The sequence below is a fragment of the Enterococcus phoeniculicola ATCC BAA-412 genome (assembly GCF_000407505.1).
GTDB lineage: Bacteria > Bacillota > Bacilli > Lactobacillales > Enterococcaceae > Enterococcus_K > Enterococcus_K phoeniculicola.
In genome coordinates, this window is record NZ_ASWE01000001.1 from 398,096 (window position 1) to 415,849 (window position 17,754).

Annotated in this window: 18 protein-coding genes; 14 read left to right on the forward strand and 4 right to left on the reverse strand. The window is 36.3% G+C overall.

Features of this window, described 5'->3' with window-relative positions; translation table 11 throughout:
* The first annotated feature begins 4 nt into the window (after positions 1–4).
* The 5 genes from I589_RS01710 (at position 5) to I589_RS01730 (ending at position 7,006) form a co-directional block, all read left to right on the forward strand.
* Entirely contained in the window at positions 5–862 is an 858-nt protein-coding gene (locus tag I589_RS01710) for a carbohydrate ABC transporter permease (RefSeq protein WP_010769865.1), read from the forward strand.
* Positions 859–1,692 (forward strand): carbohydrate ABC transporter permease, encoded by an 834-nt coding sequence (locus I589_RS01715; protein ID WP_010769864.1) that lies wholly within the window; start codon positions 859–861, stop codon positions 1,690–1,692. The genes I589_RS01710 and I589_RS01715 overlap by 4 nt, the downstream gene beginning before the upstream one ends.
* A gap of 2 nt (positions 1,693–1,694) precedes the next feature.
* Positions 1,695–4,103 (forward strand): glycoside hydrolase family 38 N-terminal domain-containing protein, encoded by a 2,409-nt coding sequence (locus I589_RS01720; protein ID WP_010769863.1) that lies wholly within the window; start codon positions 1,695–1,697, stop codon positions 4,101–4,103.
* Between the two features lie 8 nt (positions 4,104–4,111).
* Complete coding sequence (locus I589_RS01725; RefSeq protein WP_010769862.1) at positions 4,112–6,181, forward strand: DUF5054 domain-containing protein; 2,070 nt, start codon at positions 4,112–4,114, stop codon at positions 6,179–6,181.
* Positions 6,182–6,481: 300 nt separating this feature from the next.
* The gene (locus tag I589_RS01730; protein WP_010769861.1) at positions 6,482–7,006 is read left to right on the forward strand and encodes an NADPH-dependent FMN reductase; all 525 of its coding nucleotides are present in this window, start codon (positions 6,482–6,484) and stop codon (positions 7,004–7,006) included.
* An 84-nt stretch (positions 7,007–7,090) separates the two neighbouring features.
* On the opposite strand, the gene I589_RS01735 is transcribed toward I589_RS01730, so the two are convergent.
* The 4 genes from I589_RS01735 to I589_RS01750 all read right to left on the reverse strand — a co-directional run bounded on the left by I589_RS01735 (position 7,091) and on the right by I589_RS01750 (position 9,678).
* Positions 7,091–7,465, reverse strand: a complete 375-nt coding sequence (locus tag I589_RS01735; RefSeq protein ID WP_010769860.1) for a VOC family protein — start codon at positions 7,463–7,465, stop codon at positions 7,091–7,093.
* A 72-nt stretch (positions 7,466–7,537) separates the two neighbouring features.
* Entirely contained in the window at positions 7,538–8,308 is a 771-nt protein-coding gene (locus I589_RS01740; RefSeq protein ID WP_010769859.1) for a helix-turn-helix domain-containing protein, read from the reverse strand.
* A 210-nt stretch (positions 8,309–8,518) separates the two neighbouring features.
* On the reverse strand, positions 8,519–9,205 hold the full coding sequence (locus I589_RS17705) for a hypothetical protein (RefSeq protein ID WP_010769858.1): 687 nt from the start codon (positions 9,203–9,205) through the stop codon (positions 8,519–8,521).
* Complete coding sequence (locus I589_RS01750; protein ID WP_010769857.1) at positions 9,202–9,678, reverse strand: RNA polymerase sigma factor; 477 nt, start codon at positions 9,676–9,678, stop codon at positions 9,202–9,204. The genes I589_RS17705 and I589_RS01750 overlap by 4 nt, the downstream gene beginning before the upstream one ends.
* Positions 9,679–9,928: 250 nt before the next feature.
* Here I589_RS01750 and I589_RS01755 point away from each other — a divergent pair, with 250 nt between their 5' ends.
* From I589_RS01755 to I589_RS01795, 9 genes are all read left to right on the forward strand, one after another.
* Positions 9,929–10,705, forward strand: coding sequence for an AzlC family ABC transporter permease (locus I589_RS01755; protein WP_010769856.1), 777 nt, complete (start codon positions 9,929–9,931; stop codon positions 10,703–10,705).
* A complete protein-coding gene (locus I589_RS01760; RefSeq protein WP_010769855.1) occupies positions 10,698–11,015 on the forward strand; it encodes an AzlD domain-containing protein in 318 nt (105 codons plus the stop codon). Before I589_RS01755 ends, I589_RS01760 begins: the two co-directional genes overlap by 8 nt.
* A 303-nt stretch (positions 11,016–11,318) precedes the next feature.
* Positions 11,319–11,774, forward strand: coding sequence for a PTS sugar transporter subunit IIA (locus I589_RS01765; protein ID WP_010769854.1), 456 nt, complete (start codon positions 11,319–11,321; stop codon positions 11,772–11,774).
* 1 nt (position 11,775) lies between these two features.
* Positions 11,776–12,060: a PTS sugar transporter subunit IIB gene (locus tag I589_RS01770; RefSeq protein ID WP_010769853.1), complete on the forward strand. Its 285-nt coding sequence runs from the start codon at positions 11,776–11,778 to the stop codon at positions 12,058–12,060.
* An 11-nt stretch (positions 12,061–12,071) separates the two neighbouring features.
* The gene (gene ulaA, locus I589_RS01775; RefSeq protein ID WP_010769852.1) at positions 12,072–13,334 is read left to right on the forward strand and encodes a PTS ascorbate transporter subunit IIC; all 1,263 of its coding nucleotides are present in this window, start codon (positions 12,072–12,074) and stop codon (positions 13,332–13,334) included.
* A 33-nt stretch (positions 13,335–13,367) separates the two neighbouring features.
* Positions 13,368–13,982 carry an SIS domain-containing protein gene (locus tag I589_RS01780; RefSeq protein WP_010769851.1) on the forward strand — a complete coding sequence of 205 codons (615 nt, stop codon included), beginning with the start codon at positions 13,368–13,370 and terminating at the stop codon, positions 13,980–13,982.
* Complete coding sequence (gene dapA, locus I589_RS01785; protein WP_010769850.1) at positions 13,982–14,875, forward strand: 4-hydroxy-tetrahydrodipicolinate synthase; 894 nt, start codon at positions 13,982–13,984, stop codon at positions 14,873–14,875. The genes I589_RS01780 and dapA overlap by 1 nt, the downstream gene beginning before the upstream one ends.
* 11 nt (positions 14,876–14,886) lie before the next feature.
* Positions 14,887–15,510 carry a beta/alpha barrel domain-containing protein gene (locus tag I589_RS01790; protein ID WP_010769849.1) on the forward strand — a complete coding sequence of 208 codons (624 nt, stop codon included), beginning with the start codon at positions 14,887–14,889 and terminating at the stop codon, positions 15,508–15,510.
* A 78-nt stretch (positions 15,511–15,588) separates the two neighbouring features.
* The gene (locus tag I589_RS01795) at positions 15,589–17,652 is read left to right on the forward strand and encodes a BglG family transcription antiterminator (RefSeq protein ID WP_010769848.1); all 2,064 of its coding nucleotides are present in this window, start codon (positions 15,589–15,591) and stop codon (positions 17,650–17,652) included.
* Positions 17,653–17,754: the final 102 nt, after the last annotated feature.

Below are 17,754 nucleotides of genomic sequence, written 5' to 3' on the forward strand. Positions count from 1 at the left end.
TCATATGGAAAGAATCAAGCCATATCTTTATATCGCTCCAGCCATTATTTTAGTAAGTGTATTTTTTATAACGTCTGCAGTTTATACAATATACAGTGGCTTTACTGATTGGAATGGTTTGGGTGAAAAAGTATTTATCGGTTTACAAAATTATCAAGAGTTATTTAAAGATGTAAACTTTCAACGCTCATTAATCAACACACTGATATGGGTCGTATCGGGGTTAATTATTCCGGTCTGCATTCCTTTGATTTTGGCAGTCGCGATTTCTCGTACGAGGTTTCATAATCTTTATAAAAATTTGTTTTATTTTCCAAATGCTATTTCTCCAACCATTGGTTCCTTAATTATCACATCGCTGCTTTCTATATACGGATTACCTAAATTATTCGGGTTAATGGGTATTGAAAGTCTGGACAGATATTGGTTGGCAATTCCTTATGTGAATACATTTGTTATGATTGGGGCAAGCGTGTGGCAAGGGATTGGTACGAATTTAATCTTATTTATTGTAGGCTTAAATAATATCCCGACAGAGCCAATAGAAGCCGCTCAACTTGATGGAGCTTCAAAATTTTCACTGTATACGAAAATTGTTTTTCCCCTTTTAAAACCAACGATTGTAGTTGTTTTATTGATGTCATTAGTGAATAGCTTTAAAGCATTCGACAGTATATGGTTGATGACAGGTGGCGGACCGTATCGTACATCTGAAACATTGGCATTAACGATGTACAAAGAAACATTTATGAATGGAAATTATGGTTATGGAGCAGCAGTGGCGACATTTCTTTCGATTATTGTTCTATTCATCTCTTTCTTCTATTTAAAATATACTTTTAGTAAGGAGGAGAAATATTGAATAACTTAGCAAAAAGCAAATCAAAATTTTTAGTTATTTTGCTGTCTTTCTTAGCGTTTATCTGGACATTTCCATTTATTTTCACCGTAGTCAGCGGGTTAAAATCAAGCGCTGAATATAATTCTACAGATTTTTGGAATTTACCGAAAGCGATTGGACTGAGTGATACATTTTCCTATATTTCAGAACGAATCATGCTGAATTCCAGCATGGTGAATAGCTTGATTTATGCACTAGGCGGTACGTTCTTTGCAATCTTGATTTCTTGTCTAGCAGCATATGGCCTAACTAAGCTGCGCATTAAGGGTAGTTTTTATTGGTTCATGATTATCTATAGTGGAACAATTTTCCCGTTTCAACTGTATTTAGTACCAATATACAGCGCATTTTTAAAAACTGGTCTATATGATACCAAGCTAGGTATGCTGTTGCTCTATACAGCAATTTGTATTCCATTTTGTACATTTGTTTTGAGAAATTTCTTTTTAGGAGTTGAAAATAGTATTATCGACTCTGCAAAAATTGATGGATGTAGCGATTTTAAAATTTTACGCTCGATTATTATTCCTATGGCGCAAGGACCTATAGCTGCCCTTTTTCTAACGCAATTTTCATTTATATGGAATGACTTACTGTTTGGATTAACTTTCAGTAAGTCAGATAATGTTCGACCGGTAATGTCTTTATTATCTTCTTTAGTTAACTCTGGAACGAGTAGCAACGTTCCAGCACTGCTTGTCTCTTGTTTTATTGCATCCATACCTACTGTACTCGTGTTTGCTTTAACCAATAAAAATTTAGAAAAAGGATTTGTCATAGGAGGAAAATAAGTATGAAAAAGCTTTACCTTATTCATCACTCACACACTGATATCGGGTATACCGCTGTGCAAGAAACCATTATGGATTATCATGTGGCCTATATTGAGCAGGCAATTTCGATTATTGAAAAGAAAATTCAGGAAACAGGAACTTGTTCATTTGTATGGACATGTGAAAATTTTTGGCAGATAGAGAATTTTTTTGAGCAGGCTTCTAAAGAACAAATTGCGCAGTTTGAAGAATATGTAGCTTTAGGATTTATCGATTTTGGAAAAAATTACCTAAACATGACAGAGTTAGTCGATTCAACAATTTTAAATGAGTTTTTAGCAAAGGCAGATCAGTACGCAAGAAAGTTTTCCAGAAAGATTGATTCAGCTATGACAGCAGACATCAATGGATTTTCGTGGAGCTATTGTGATTCTCTTTTAAAAAATAATACAGAGAATTTATTTACCTGTGTGCATGGACATCACGGAATCTATCCTCTATTTGAGAATCAAATGCCTTTCTGGTGGGAAAGTACCACTGGAGAACGTCTTCTTGTCTGGAATGGGGAACATTATCATTTTGGAAATGAATTACAAATCATGCCAAATAGCCGAATGACTTATCAGATTAAGGATCAATATATTAATGATTTTGAAACAGGACAAATGGACGTGGCAGAGGCAAGAATTTTCGGCTATGTAGATGAATTACAAAATAAAGGATATAAGTGGCCATTTATTCCCCTAATGATTTCAGGATTTGCATCAGATAATGCGGGACCAAATGAAGACGTATTGGATTTTATTCATGAGTGGAACTATAAGCATGGAGAAGAAATTACGATTGAAATGATTGGATTAAATGAGTTCTTTAGGATTTTCCGAGAACAAGATTTATCTGAGGTTCCAGTCTATAAAGGCGATTGGAACGACTGGTGGGCAGATGGTGTTGGCTCAACTCCTGCTGCGACGAAAATCTATAAAGAAGCAGTCAGAAAGTATCGACTAACAGAATTATTAGCCAAAGAGAATCATGCCGAAAAATCGTTACTTGATCAAGCAAAAAAAGATCTTATGCTGTATGCAGAGCATACTTGGGGATACAGCTCCTCAGTTTCTGAACCTTGGAATACACTAGTAAACGAGCTGGAATATAGAAAATCTGCTTATGCAATCAATGCTAGCCAAGAGATTAATAAGTACTATGCACATTTATTAAAGAAGGAGTATGGCTATGCAATGCCACGTGCCAATCGTCCACAGCATTTTCTTGTCATTAATCCTTACGAGAAGAAAGTGAAGCAAAATTGCAGATTACTCGTTGATTATTGGGAGCATATAGGTAATCGTCAAATGAGAGGAGAACTTGTACCGTTTCTTGAAGTATATGATTATGAAACAAATCAAGTCATTCCATGTCAAACACAAACGACAGCACGTGCATTTGAAATTGAAGTGATTCTTGAATTGGAACCAAAGGAAACAAGAAAATTAGGGGTTCGATTAAATGAGGAAAAAACTGAAAAGCATACCTATGCTTCCTTTGTCCAAGGGACAGAAGGTGTGACAGATATTTCTTATCCTAATAAAGTCAATGATTATGAAATTCAAACAGATTATTTTATCGTCAAGTTGTCTAACGAAAAAGGCATCGCACAAATCATTTATAAGCCCACAAATTCGAATTTACTAGATGAATCAGCAGAAGCAGGGTTATTTGCAGGGATTTATGAAAAAACAGAGATTCATACAGACCCTTATCAGGAAAGACGACGAATGGGCAGAAATCGTAAAGGAAAGCATGCAAAGCGTTGGGTTGCTGAACTACAGGATATTGTCGTAGTCAAACGAGGAGAGCTCTATACAAACTTGCAAATTGATTATAAACTTGAAGGAACAAAAGTATACTCATTATTCCTAAAAATCTATCAAAATCTTCCTAAACTCGAATGCTCTGTTCGAATTCAAAAAGAAAATGAATGGGCACCAGAAAATGTATATGTGTCATTGCCGATTCCAGTTGATACAGAGCGATTTATTAAAAAGTCTGGGAATGTTATGCGTCCGGCTATTGATCAGCTTCCGGGAACGAATACAGAATTTTATCTTCTTGATACAGGTGTTATGCATATTAATGAGCAAGGAGTAGGGATAGGACTATGTATCCATGACACGCCTTTAGTTACGCTCGGTACGCTGGAAAATCATCTAATCGAGTTAAGCTCTGAGTCTACACAATTTAAAAATCAGGCACCGCTTTATTCTTGGGTAATGAATAATTTTTGGGAAACCAATTTTAAGGTAGATTTATCTGGATTCTATGAGTTTTCTTATACATTATTCCTTGAAGAAGCGGTTGGAACCATTCAGGTATTAGATGAAGTATTAACACAAATCAATCAAGGATTCGTTGTTATCCCAGTAGAATAGGAGATATTATGAAAAAGAAACTGCATGTTGTTTTTAAGACCCATCTGGATATAGGATTTACGGATTTAGCAAAAAATGTAATTGAACAATATTTATTTGATTTTATTCCAAGAGCGTTGGATTTAGCTGAAGCCATTCCAGAAAAATTTGTTTGGACAACGGGTTCTTGGCTAATTGATTATTACTTGAACTCTCCAAAAATCTCAGAAATAAATAAAAAACGGTTAGAAACCGCGATTCAAAAAGGAACAATTTGTTGGCATGGTCTTCCATTTACTACGCATACAGAGCTTATGGATGAAGAGCTGCTTTGCTATGGGTTATCCTTGTCAAATAAGCTGGATAAACGATATGGAAAGAAAACAATTGCAGCGAAAATGACAGATGTTCCAGGGCACACCCAGGGAATGATCCCTTCGCTGAATCAAGCAGGAATTCGCTATCTGCATATTGGTGTAAATGCAAGTTCAGCAGTTCCTGATGTTCCTAAATTATTTCGTTGGCAATTTGAGGGAAAAGAAGTCATCGTTCAATATGCAGATGATTATGGAGAAGTATTTCTAAATGAAGCGTGGGATACAGGTATTTATTTTGCCCATACACATGATAATATGGGACCTCCAGGTAGTGTGGATGAAGTACTAGAGATGTTCAAACAATTAGAAATGAATTATCCTGATTATGAAATTGTTGCTTCTACACTTGATGCATATGCCCAGAGCTTACAACCCTACGTCAATGAATTGCCAATTATTAACCAAGAAATTGGTGACAGCTGGATACATGGGATTGCATCAGACCCGTTAAAGATAGCTGATTTTAAACGATTATTGCAGTTCAGGAACAAGTGGGTAAAAGAAGGTAAGCTTTTAGTTGATTCAAAGGAATATCAAGAGATGTCCAATTATCTATTGATGGTTCCAGAGCATACTTGGGGTGGAAATGGCAATGTATTTCTTCCTGATTATCGGAACTATTTATTAGCGGATTTCCATAAGGCAAGAGCAGAAGATAACATTCAGTTTAATCATAACCGGAAAACAATGGATTTTGCAGATTTAATGGCGTATATAAGCACAGATATAGAGGATACTGAAATGAATAAAAAACGCTCCTTCCAGCGCTATGAACAATCATGGAAAGAGCAAAGAGATTATGTGAAAGAAGCATTATCGGTTCTTCCGCGTGCACTGCAAGAAGAATTTAACAATCGCTCACGCCAAAGCGAAGAAATTCATTGGTCGCAAGAGTTGATTACTTTTGGAAAAGTTTATCAATTTGAAAATATCGAGATTTCTTTTGGAACAGCTGGAGAAATTACCAAGCTGTGCATTTCAGAAAAAGAGTATCTAAGCGCAAAAAAAAGCTTTGGCAAGCTAAGCTATGAGCGATATGACCATACAGATTACGCACAATTTTTCAAGGACTATAGTCGGTTAACACAACAGACGTCGGGATGGGCACTTGGTGACTTTGGTAAGCGGGGCATTGAAGCCTACAAGCAAATCACTCATGAACAAATCGTTCCCTATGTAGTCCATTCGTCTATAGCTAAAGAAAAGCAGAAAAACCGTGTCTATATTCAATTTGAATTAAGCTACCCTAAACAAGCAGTTGAACAATATGGACTGCCTGAAAAAAATAGTCTTACGTACTGTTTGGATACGAATAAGAGAACACTGGAGTTATCTTATCAGTGGCAGAATAAGCAGGCAAATCGAATGCCAGAAAGCTATTGGCTGGAAACGAGTATTCAAGTAGAAAGTCCCGGTTTGTGGCGAGCAATGAAGCTAAATCACTCGATTGATTTTCTAAATACCGTGCAAGCAGGTAATCGTGCAATGCATTGCTGTACAGAAGAAGGAATGGTCTATTCTGACTTCCAAAGAACCATTAAAATCCAAAGTATTGATGCACCGTTATTTTCAATTGGTGGGCGAAAGCTACTTGATTTCTCAAACCATCAACCAGAACCAAATGAGGGGCTATATGTGAATCTGTACAACAACATTTGGGGAACTAATTTTCCTGCCTGGTTTGAAGATGATATGACCTATGAAGTAAAATTAAGTTTTTAGATAGATAAGTCGGTTATGGGAAATATAGATGAGAAGGAGAGTATCGATTTACTGACTCAAGAAAAACAGTCAACTACACTTCTCCTAAGTCCATATGAAGTGAAAGTGCTTGTTCCGCAGAGATAAAAGCGTCTGTCTTATCCTATGAAAGAGAACCAAAAACCTTATGATTAAGCGTTTTTGGTTCTTATTTTAAAAAAACTTACAAAATGTAAGCATTAATCTTTACTTACGAAAAGTAAGTGTGTATACTATGATTTGTAAGTTAATAAAAAACACATTTTAAAGGAGTATTACATTATGAAATTTGGAATCATCTTAGGAAGCACAAGAGAAGGACGCGTTAGCCCACAAGTGGGAGAATACATTAAAAAAGTTGCATCAGCACGTGAAGGACATGAATTTGAAATTGTTGATGTGAAAGAATACAACTTACCATTTATGGGAACTGCAACACCAAACTTGGCTTGGAATGAAAAAATCAACGAATTAGATGGTTACATTTTCATCGTTCAAGAATATAATCACGCAATGGCAGCTTCACTTAAAAATGCATTGGATAGTGCACGTGAAGAATGGTTTAATAAAGCAGCAGGGATTGTAAGCTATGGTTCTGGCGGAGGAATCCGTGCAGCTGAACAAGTACGTTTAGTATTAGCTGAACAAAAAGTTGCAGATGTTCGTACAAACCCAGCATTTAACCTATTTACTGACTTTGAAAACTTCTCTGACTTTAAACCTGGCGATCATATGGATGCAGGTGTAAACGATATGTTAGATGAACTATTGTTATGGTCACAGGCACTTAAAGGAATTCGTGCGTAAGAATAAAAAATATAATTGAATAAATAGTGAAAAAACGTCGCATTCTAAGTTGAGTGCGACGTTTTTTTCTTATGATGTTGAAAATTACAGTGGAGCAAACAACGAGAGTAGGTTTCCATCGACATCTTTAATAATGGCATAGCGTTGTCCCCAGAAAGCATCCCAAGGCTGTTGGAAAATCTCATAGCCTAATTTTGCCATCTTCTCGCAGGTTTGATCTACCTCAGCGATAGAGTCACATAAAAAAGCAAGTTCAAGCTTATCTCCCGCAGCTTTTGGTTCAAATCCATAGATTCCTTCAATCATTTTTTTTGAGTTTAAAGAAATACGTACACCTGCATTATTAAGTTCTAAATAATCATCTGAGGACTCTCCCTGTACTTCAAATCCTAAATGCTGATAAAACTCAACGGCTTTTGTTAAATCTGCTGTAATAATGCCAACCATATCTAATTTCATAAAATCCATTCCTTTCTGTATTCGCTACATTCATCATAGAGAAACTTTCATCGGCTGTCTTGTAAAAATACGTCATTTTTCATACATCGCAAGTAATTCAGTGGGAGTTAGCCCAATATGTTTTTTGAAGTCGTTGATAAAATGAGGTTGGTCATAGTAGTGCTGAAACGCAGAAACGTTTCTTTTATCTCCTTGTGTCGTTAAAAAAAGTAAGCACGATTGGAATCGAATGATACTAAGCACTTTTTTTGGTGATAAGCCATAATGTTTTAAAAAGTTCCGCTGACATTGTCTAGCGCTTAGAAAAAGAGTACGGTAGAGCTCCTGCGCCGTAGCAGGTAGCTGAATGGATAGTTTAGAAAAGAGAGTAGTATAAGAAGAAGGTGCAAGGCCCAGGGTTTTTACTTCTAAGAAATCTCGAAAGAATGTTTTAGCCAGTTCAACATCTAAAGAAAAAAAGTGTGTGTGGTCAAATTCTTGCCAGACTTCTTGCAAGGGGAGAAATTGATCCATAGCTGCTGTGGCAGGTAGGCCGGTTAATTGATGAAATGCACCAGGCATAAGACGCGCACCAAAAGAGAAAGAAGGTACATCGAATGGAAAATCAAAGACCGTCTCACTCATTCCTGAAAAGCCAATTTCTTGGTTAGTGAAGTCGACTACTAAATCAATACAGCCATCAGTCACAACAATGTTATTGACACTGCGAGAAAGAGAGTGAATAGAATCCATAGACCAATAACAAAGAATAAACGATTGATTTTGTGGGATGTATTCTTTATAAATAACATCTTGTGAAAATTTAGAATCAAGTAGATAAGGAATCTGTAGAGGATAATACATAAAAGGACTCCCTTCAAAGAAATAGTTATGCATCATCAGTTTGAAGCAATCGATATAGGAAGTCAACAAAAGAATAACCTTTACTAATAGTAAACATTGAAGTAACAGCTATAGAGTGAGGAGACAAATGTGGGCGGACTTACTAGCTTTTTTTACAAAAAAAGAATCTGAGCCATTCCAAAGAAAAGATCAGATTCTTAAAAATGGCGATTAGCTAACTTCGAAATATAGAATAACTGTTTTGCCAGATTCTATTAGTGTCTCTTTATCAGCAGCAACTATCGCTTCAGAAGAATACCCACGTCCTCCTGTTGTCCAATACTGTAGAATATATCGCTTGTTAGGAAGAAGTGTTCCGTTGCCTATAAGATTGAAGCTCGAAAATGCAAAATCAGAGGCTGCATTTTCTCCGAAAGTAGAAAAGTTGAAACCCGATTTTGATTGACCAGAAGTATTTGTAAATTGAATTCTTACCTCTTTGGTTTGGTCATTTGAACTAAGGATCCCCCAAGTAAGTGTCTCAGAAATCATGCCAACCTCTTCATTTTCGATTCCAGCGACCTCCTCATGTGAAATTCGTTTGTCTTTCTCATAATAGTCCGCATAAACAGTAATTTTTTTTCCTTTTACATTAAACCCATAGCTTCCGTAGTAATCTAAAAGAAGAGAAGCGAGGTGTCCGTTCTCATTTTCAGTAAACGAACGAATTTGACCGTCAGGCACCCCCGCAACTTTTTCTCCTTGGAATGGTCCTAGATTCCAATAGAATAGATAGCCGCCTAAAAGAATGACCGCAAGAAATATGATAGAAAAAGTAGAACCAAGGAGTGTGTTTATTAATCGTTTCCTTCGGGATTTCTTCACTAGTTGTTCAAATTGTTTGTCATCAAAATTCATTTGTCATTCTCCTCCATAATGGTTTGTAATTTTTTTCTTGCACGGTAGAGCTCTGTTTTCAAACTCTCTTTTGGTCGTTTTAAAACAAATGCCATTTCTTCAATTCGAAGATTTTGTTCATATTTCATAAGTAGAAGATTCGCTGATTTTTGATCGAGCTGGTTTAAAGCATGGTAGAGAGGTTCGTAATCGGTTTCTTTCGTCACAAAGTGAGTAGGTAACATATGTAAGTTAAGGATTTCCTGATATTTTTTCTTTCGATTGAACAGATTGAAATAAAGATTGATTCCCACGCGAAATATCCAAGGACGAATCATTTTAGCGGGAAGAATGGCTTCAATTTCTAAAATTTTTATAATTGTATCCTGTGCAATATCCTGAGCGTCTTGATTGTTGGCGCCCATTTTTATTAAATAGCTGATGAGTTCATTAATAATCTCTAATAACTGCTTTTCATAAGCATCAAGCTTCAAAATTTCCCCCTCTTTACAGATAAAACAAATAAAAACTAGAAAAGCGAACAAAAATAATTGTTTTTTTTTATTGTAACATGAGCATCTTTCTCCTGTTATAATGCTTTGCTGAGTAAGTTTTTCTATCGATGCTTTGTATTGTTGTGAAAATTCTAACGAAAAATCCATTGAAAAATACTACATTTTTTCCATAGATATGTTAAAATGTGTACGCTGTCTATTTGTTTTTAAATTAAAAGGAGTCATTTACATGAGTAGAGATAAAACCGTAGCATGGCGTGAAGCTTTACATGCCGTGATGCCACTGTGCTTAAGCTATATTCCTGTCGGATTAGCATGTGGTGTTTTGCTACAGCAGGTTGGATTTAACGTTTATTTAACAGCATTTCTTTCGATTATTGTCTTTTCTGGAGGCGCTCAATTTTTAGTTGCATCCATGTTAAGTATTCAGGCACCCATTTATTCGACAATTTTAATGACATTTTTCCTTGAGCTACGCTATATGCTATTAAGTTCAAGTATGTCTATGTTTATGAAAAAAGAAAAAAAACGATTCATCGCTCTGTTTTCTCAGTCATTAAATGATGAAAACTATGCGGTAAATTATTTAAAATATTCCACAGACCCTACATGGAATTCAAAAAAAGCACTCTATGTCAACTGGTTTTCATTGTTGTCGTGGTTGTTGAGTAATGTTGTCGGCACACTGCTAGGCTCAATGATTACATTGGATGCAGATATGGTTCATTTTGCTTTGACGGCTATGTTTATCTTTATGTTTGTTATGCAAATGAAGGATGCCACACTTATTTTTACGGGACTGTTATCGGGTGTACTTTCAGTCATTTTCATGTTAGCGTTTCAAAATACATTTGGACTTATTGTGGCAACTGTCCTAGCTTCACTTTGCGGGTATGTGGCCGAGCGTCTGTTTAAAAAGCAGGCAGAGGATAAGAAAAAAGTGGAGAATGAGCTGAATCCGCCACTTTTCCCATTCAGTGAACAGGAGACAAATAATAATGACTAATCTAAACTTGTTTTTGATGATATTAGGTTTATTTGCAGTATCGTATATTCCACGTGTAATTCCCTTGCTTTATTTTACAAAGAGAAAAGTTCCTACATGGTTTAGTGAGTGGATGAAATATGTACCGGTAGCTTTATTTGCGGCATTATCCTTTAAGGATGTATTCATTACCCACGAACATTTAGATTTAGCGTGGAATATAAAAATAGTTGCCATGCTGTTAGTTGCAGGAGTTGCCTATAAGACACGCTCAATGGCTCTTTCTGTTTTAACTGGTTTGTTAGCAATATTTTTATTGACGATGTTATAGAAGAAAAATTTCTAATTGCTGGAGGACATAAGTGGGTGTCACCGGCTTTTTTTTATCGGTAAGTGAAAATCGATTGTTTCACTATCTGTTCCAGCTAAAAACAAAATGTGAACAGACTAGGGGGAAATAGCAGAAAATAGCCCAGCGATTCATAAAAATAATCAACCTCCAAAAGAAATCGGATAATTCCGGTTTCTTTTTGTTCTCTCTGCCCACAAAAGTAGGCTTTAAATAAGATTGCGAACGAAGAATAGCTACATTATAGTCAAAATGTAAAGAAAACAACTTGGGAGGTGAACTTGATTGCTCAGTACAATCGTTAAACCAGAATACATTCAGTTGAAACAAGAGGTCCATTCATTTGAAGAAGCAATTGAGCTTGCGATGAGTCCATTATTGAAGGGAGGAGCAGTTACACAAGAATATGTCAAAAAAGTGATGGAAATCTATAAAGAAACGGGACCCTATATTGTTATTACGAAGCATGTAGCTTTACCGCATGCACCAACAGAATATGGGGCACTAGCTACAGCAATGGGGATTACTACATTAAAAGTGCCTGTTGAATCAGGACACGAGACCAATGATCCTGTAAGGTATTTATTTTCATTAAGTGCTGCAGATGGAGAAAAACATTTAAAAGCTTTATCTGAACTGGTAGCCTTTTTGAGCGATGATAAATTTTTAACAATGCTAGATAACGCGACAACAAAAGAAGAAATTATCAATTATATAAAAAAAGAAGAAGGGAATGAGTAATATGCATAAAGCATTAGTTGCATGTAGAGCAGGAGTCGGTTCAAGTTTGATGTTGAAAATCAAAGTAAGTGAGGTTGTGAGAGAACAGGGGTACCCAATAGAAGTGGAGCACTCTTCTTTAGATGGTGTTCCTGGATTTTCAGGAGATTTAATTATTACTTTAACAGATGTTGCAGAAGAGCTTCAGCAAAAAAAATTACCACAAGAAATTATTGGAATTACCAATATTGTAGACAAAGTGGAAATAAAGGATAAATTAGAGCGATTTTTAAATAATAAGGGATAGGAGTGAACGAAATGGAGTTCATTATAAGTTTTTTAAGTACACCAGCTGTACTTTTAGGGGTTGTTGCATTTATAGGATTATTAGCGCAAAAAAAGACAGGAACGGAAATTTTAACGGGTACATTTAAAACAATCATCGGCTTTTTAGTCTTTAGTGCCGGTGGAACCATTATGACGGGGGCACTGCAAAATTTTAATAAACTGTTTCAAACAGGTTTTCATATTGTTGGGGTTGTTGCCTCGCCAGAAGCAGCGACAGCCTTAGCGCAAACACAATATGCATTAGTTACTTCTAGTACACTTATTCTAGGATTTATTATGAATTTAGTGATTGCTAGAATTACACCGTTTAAAAATATCTTCTTTACAACGGGTCATAGTTTGTTCTTTGCCTGTGTTCTATCGTTAATTATTAAATCACAGGGATTTTCTGATATTGGGGCAATTTTACTTGGCGGAACGCTTTTAGGATTTTTCTCAGCTGCGTTACCACAGCTATGCCAACCATTTATGCGTAAGATTACAGGCAGCGATTCAACGGCTATCGGACATTTCAATATGATTGGCTACGCACTTTCTGGTTATATTGGAAAACTGTTCAGCAAACACAAAGAAAAGACGACAGAGCATATAAATTTTCCAAAGTGGCTTTCATTTTTTAGAGATTTTCTGATGGGTGTGGCAGTCGTTATGCTGGCTTTATTCTATATTTCAGCGATTAAAGCTGGGCCGGAAGTAACACAAGAATTAGCAGGAACACAGCATTGGTTAGTTTTTCCATTCGTGCAAGCGTTTACCTTTACTGCAGGGATGTCTATTTTAATGACAGGTGTAAGAATGTTTCTTTCAGAAATCACTGCAGCATTTGTTTCTATTTCTGAGAAGTTTATTCCGAATTCACGTCCTGCTTTAGATGTTCCAACTGTTTTCCCTTATGCCCCTACGGCTGTTATTGTTGGATTTATCTCAGCGTATGCAGCGGGATTACTTGGCGTCGGTGTTATGGTTTTCTTTAAATTTCCAGTGGTGATTATTCCGGCGGCACATATTTGCTTCTTTTCAGGAGGGACTGCGGGGGTATTTGGTAACTCGACTGGTGGATGGCGTGGAGCAGTAGCAGGTTCTTTCGTAGTCGGGCTACTACTTGCCTTTTTACCAATTATTCTTTATCCAGTCTATGGCAGTATGGGGATAGAAGGATCAACATTCCCAAATATTGATTACAATGTAGTCGGAATTCTATTAAATAAACTTCTTGGGTTCTTCCAATTTTAATTGAAAAATTTCTGTTTGTGAGAGGTGTCGTTGATGAGTAATGAGAGTTTGATAAAGTATCTAAGCGTGACAAAAAAAGAACTAACGTCTGTCATAAATAATCTAAACGAAAAAAGTTTGCTTTTAGCAGCAGATTTAATAGAAAAAGTAGTAAGCAACAATGGTCGGGTTCACGTAACGGGTATTGGCAAACCAGGTCATATTGCTACCTATGTGGCTTCGTTATTTTCTTCAATTGGAACCCCTACTTACTTTTTAGATGGGACAGAGGCGGTCCATGGTTCCTCAGGACAGGTCGCTTCTGGCGATGTTGTGATTGCTATTTCAAATAGTGGAGAAACAGAAGAGTTGAAAAAAACAATCCTTACGTTAAAGAACAATGGGGCACACCTCATAGGAGTGTCTGGAAATGAAGCTTCCTGGCTTTCAAAAAATACGGATATCTTTTTATTTGCAGGTGTGAAAGAAGAGGGCGATGTACTAAATAAACCCCCGCGAAACTCAATTTTAGCAGAGGCGATTGTCCTGCAAAGCTTATCTATTCTTCTGCAGGAAACGAATCAATTAGATTTACAAAAGTACTATGAGTGGCATCCAGGCGGGGCTTTGGGCGCATCAATAAAAAAGCTTGGAAAGGAGGAGAAGTAATGTTGGAAGGAATAATTACAGCCATGGTCACACCAGTTGATGAATCTGGAAAAATCAATCAGACAGCTACGTGTCAGCTGATTGATCGCCTCATTGAAAATGGCATCCACGGATTATTTATTTTAGGAACGAATGGAGAATTTCATCGCTTGTCAAAACAGCAAAAGAAAGAATTCATGAAAATAGTCGTTGAGTATACGAATAAAAGAGTTCCTGTCTACGCAGGAACAGGTGGAAATTGCACGGAGGAAGTCATACAGATGACAAAATCAGCCTCTGAAATAGGGGTAGATGCAGTATCTGTGATTACACCTTATCTCTTGGCGTTAACAGAAGAGGAACTGTATCAGCACTACAAAAAAATAGCTGATGCATCCTCTGTGCCGGTCATTTTGTACAATATACCAAAAAATACAGGAAATGCCCTTTCGCCATATTTAGTCAGCAGACTTTCTAAACTTCCGAATATTATCGGAATAAAAGATAGCAGCGGGGACTTGGAAAATCTAAGAAGCTATATTGATGAAACAGCTAAAGAAAACTTTTCAGTATTAGTTGGTTCAGACTCTTTGATATTGGAAGCTCTGAAGATAGGAGCAACTGGAGCGGTAGCAGCAACGTCCAATGTGCTGACTAAGACAGATTTGTTAATTTATCAATTGTGGAAAGCAGGAGATTTAGCTCAAGCAGAAAAAGTGCAAAAAAGTATTGATGCATTCCGTGCAGTTCTGAAATTTGGCACAGTGCCTTCTGTATTAAAGTTGGCTATAACAAATACCGGTATTGATGTGGGGTCTCCTATTGCACCAGTTCTTCCTCTGAAGGATAAGAAGCAATTGGAAAAGGTGAAACAAGTGCTTGCTTCTTATGAAAAGACAGAAACGATAGGTTAAGGAGTATTTAAATGAAAAAAATAGAAGTATTATCAAGAATTTTTAAAGAAAAGGTGATGGCCATTGTCCGTGTGGAGACAATCGACAGAGCCTATGAAATCGTCGATGGCTGTTTAGCTGGGGGAATCAGCTGTATCGAAATTAGTTATACAAATAACAATGCAGGGGATATTATTCATCAATTGGATAAGGAATATGGAAATCAGTTAGTCATTGGTGCAGGAACCGTTTTAGATAGCGAAACGGCTAGATTAGCAATCTTATCCGGTGCAAAATTTATCATTTCACCTGCTTATAGTATGGAAGTGGGAAGATTATGTAACAGATATCAAATCCCATATATGCCTGGCTGTACATCTATGACTGAAATAGTGGAGGCACTAGAGGGCGGAGCATCTATGGTGAAAGCCTTCCCCATTTCAAATTACTATGGTCCTAGTCTGGTACAGACGATTAAGACGCCTATGCCTTATGTTCCCGTGCTTTCTTCTGGAGGAGCAACTTTGGAAAATTTGTATAAGTGGATTGAAAATGGGGTGGACTGTATTGGAATAGGCAGCCTTCTAACAAAAGGCAGTAAAGAAGAAATTGCAGAAAATGCAAAACAGATACGTGCTATACTAAATACCAAATAAATAACGAGAGCGAGACAGAACTGGTGAGTGGAGGCAGTTCTGTCTCGGCTTCCTATTTTTAAGAAAGGAGTGAACCTGGTGTTAGATGAGCGTTCCCGAATGTTAATTGAAAAGTTAGTTGAGCGATCAACTGTAGAAACTTCAGTAATTATGTCAGATAAACAAATTACGAGAAGACAACTTGAATATTCTATTGAAAAGCTAAATCTTTTTTTAGAAGAAAATAAACAACCAATAATTACGTATGATGATTCGATGATTAGTTTAGATAAAAAAAGTCGGGAGTTCTTTATCACAATTATGCTCTCTAATGAATTTACAGAAGACTATATTTTTAGCAGTGAGGAACGAAAAAAGTATATTTTCTTTATGCTATTTTATTATTCAGACAATTACTTATCTCAACAACACTTTTTGTCCGAGCTGAAAATAGGAAAAACAACTTTTTCTAGTGACTTAAGAAAACTTGAAGCGGAGCTTTTTACTGAGGGCATAACGATCAGGTATACACGAAAAGATGGTTATTCGCTGATTGGGGATGAGATGAATATTCGCTATCATTTGATGCGGATGATTATTATTGATTTTTCGACAAATACCAATCGGATTTTGTATGATCATTTCTTTTTAGAAAATCAAGTGCGCTTACTAGATAAATTTGAACATTTTTTAGATGAGCAGATGGAAAAATATAATATTCGATTAGTTGAAAATAGAAAAGCAGAATTTATGGCAACCTTTCTTTTACTCGTTCCTCGATTAGATAGAGAAATTGAAGAATTCTATGAAAAATATAACTTTTCAATGTTTCTTGAAATGGATGAATACTTTTTTGCAACAGCGTTGTTAGATGAGTTTTCTGTTAACAATAAATATGCAGCACACTATATTTGTGCATGGATACTCGGAATTTCTGTCGGAAATCCTGAAAAAGAAACAAAAGATCATTCGATTATTTTAGAATTAGTCGAGCGGATCACCCATCGCTTTGAAATTTTGTCGGGAATACGATTTAAAAATAGAGAAATTGTTATTCAACGATTGTTTAATCATTTTCGCCCAACTTATTACAGGCTATTTTTTAAACTGCCTATTGTTAATCCTCTATCAGTGAAAATAAAAATGGAATACAAAGACCTTTATGAGATTGTTAACGAGACATTAAAGCCCATTACAGCATTGTTTGAATACACAATTCCTGAGGAGGAAATTGCTTTTTTGACCATCCATTTTGCTGCTATGATTAGTGAATATGATGAGGTTTCGGTGAAACAAAAAGTGGCATTGATTGTTTGTCCAAACGGGATTGGCAGTTCTTCGATTGTTTATACAGAATTAAAGGCGACATTTCCCGAGTTCATTTTTATTGGTCCAGTTGAAACGAATGCAGTAGCCAATATGGCATCCAGTTACGATGTTATTTTCACAACGGTTCCAAATGTTCGGTTATTTGCTTTAAAAAGACCAGTCTATGTCGTTAGTCCTATAATGAATACAGAGGAGAAGTATGACCTTATTAGGGATGTTTATACAGAAGTTGGGTCATTAACTTTCCGATTACCAAGCGTACCAGGGATTCTTTCTATTGTTGAAAAACACGCTGAAATTCAAGATTCGTTTGCATTGGAAAAAGAGTTATACAGCTATCTGATAGAGTCTGACGCTTCTGTTAGACAGGTAACAGAAGAAGGACCGAGTCTTTGGGAAACGATTGATGTTGACTGCATACAGCTTAAGCTGCATGTTCAAAATTGGGAAGAAGCAATTTATATGGCAGCAGCACCAATGGTCAATAAAGGAATAATTTTGAGAGAATATGTAGATAAAATTATTCAAACGGTAAAAAGAGAAGGAGCCTATATGTTAATTACAAAACATGTTGCGCTACCTCATGCACGACCAAGTGATGGTGCATTAAAGCTTGGCTTGGGCATTACAACACTAAAAAAGCCTATTTCATTTGAGGGAGCGGAAACAAATCCAGTAAAGTATATTTTTACGCTTTCGGCTATAGATAATACAAAGCATATTAATGCGATTTCCAAGCTTGTTCAGCTCATTGATAAGAAGGAATTTTTCTCAGTGCTGGATAAATCCACCGATTCAAGACAGATTTTAGATTATATCAAAGCGCATTCTTGATAGAATCGAAGGCGCAAATCTATACTTATTAAAAAACCTACAAATGAGTTTAATTGCTGAAGAACAGGCATTTTTGTCTCCAGCAATTTTTTTGTTTTACTC

Bases quoted from the DNA above. Each gene is read 5' to 3' on its own strand.
- I589_RS01710 (WP_010769865.1), top strand. From the start codon at position 5: ATGGAAAGAATCAAGCCATATCTTTATATCGCTCCAGCCATTATTTTA.
- I589_RS01720 (WP_010769863.1), top strand. From the start codon at position 1,695: ATGAAAAAGCTTTACCTTATTCATCACTCACACACTGATATCGGGTAT.
- I589_RS01725 (WP_010769862.1), top strand. From the start codon at position 4,112: ATGAAAAAGAAACTGCATGTTGTTTTTAAGACCCATCTGGATATAGGA.
- I589_RS01730 (WP_010769861.1), top strand. From the start codon at position 6,482: ATGAAATTTGGAATCATCTTAGGAAGCACAAGAGAAGGACGCGTTAGC.
- I589_RS01735 (WP_010769860.1), bottom strand. From the start codon at position 7,465: ATGAAATTAGATATGGTTGGCATTATTACAGCAGATTTAACAAAAGCC.
- I589_RS01740 (WP_010769859.1), bottom strand. From the start codon at position 8,308: ATGTATTATCCTCTACAGATTCCTTATCTACTTGATTCTAAATTTTCA.
- I589_RS17705 (WP_010769858.1), bottom strand. From the start codon at position 9,205: ATGAATTTTGATGACAAACAATTTGAACAACTAGTGAAGAAATCCCGA.
- I589_RS01755 (WP_010769856.1), top strand. From the start codon at position 9,929: ATGAGTAGAGATAAAACCGTAGCATGGCGTGAAGCTTTACATGCCGTG.
- I589_RS01760 (WP_010769855.1), top strand. From the start codon at position 10,698: ATGACTAATCTAAACTTGTTTTTGATGATATTAGGTTTATTTGCAGTA.
- I589_RS01770 (WP_010769853.1), top strand. From the start codon at position 11,776: ATGCATAAAGCATTAGTTGCATGTAGAGCAGGAGTCGGTTCAAGTTTG.
- ulaA (WP_010769852.1), top strand. From the start codon at position 12,072: ATGGAGTTCATTATAAGTTTTTTAAGTACACCAGCTGTACTTTTAGGG.
- I589_RS01780 (WP_010769851.1), top strand. From the start codon at position 13,368: ATGAGTAATGAGAGTTTGATAAAGTATCTAAGCGTGACAAAAAAAGAA.
- dapA (WP_010769850.1), top strand. From the start codon at position 13,982: ATGTTGGAAGGAATAATTACAGCCATGGTCACACCAGTTGATGAATCT.
- I589_RS01790 (WP_010769849.1), top strand. From the start codon at position 14,887: ATGAAAAAAATAGAAGTATTATCAAGAATTTTTAAAGAAAAGGTGATG.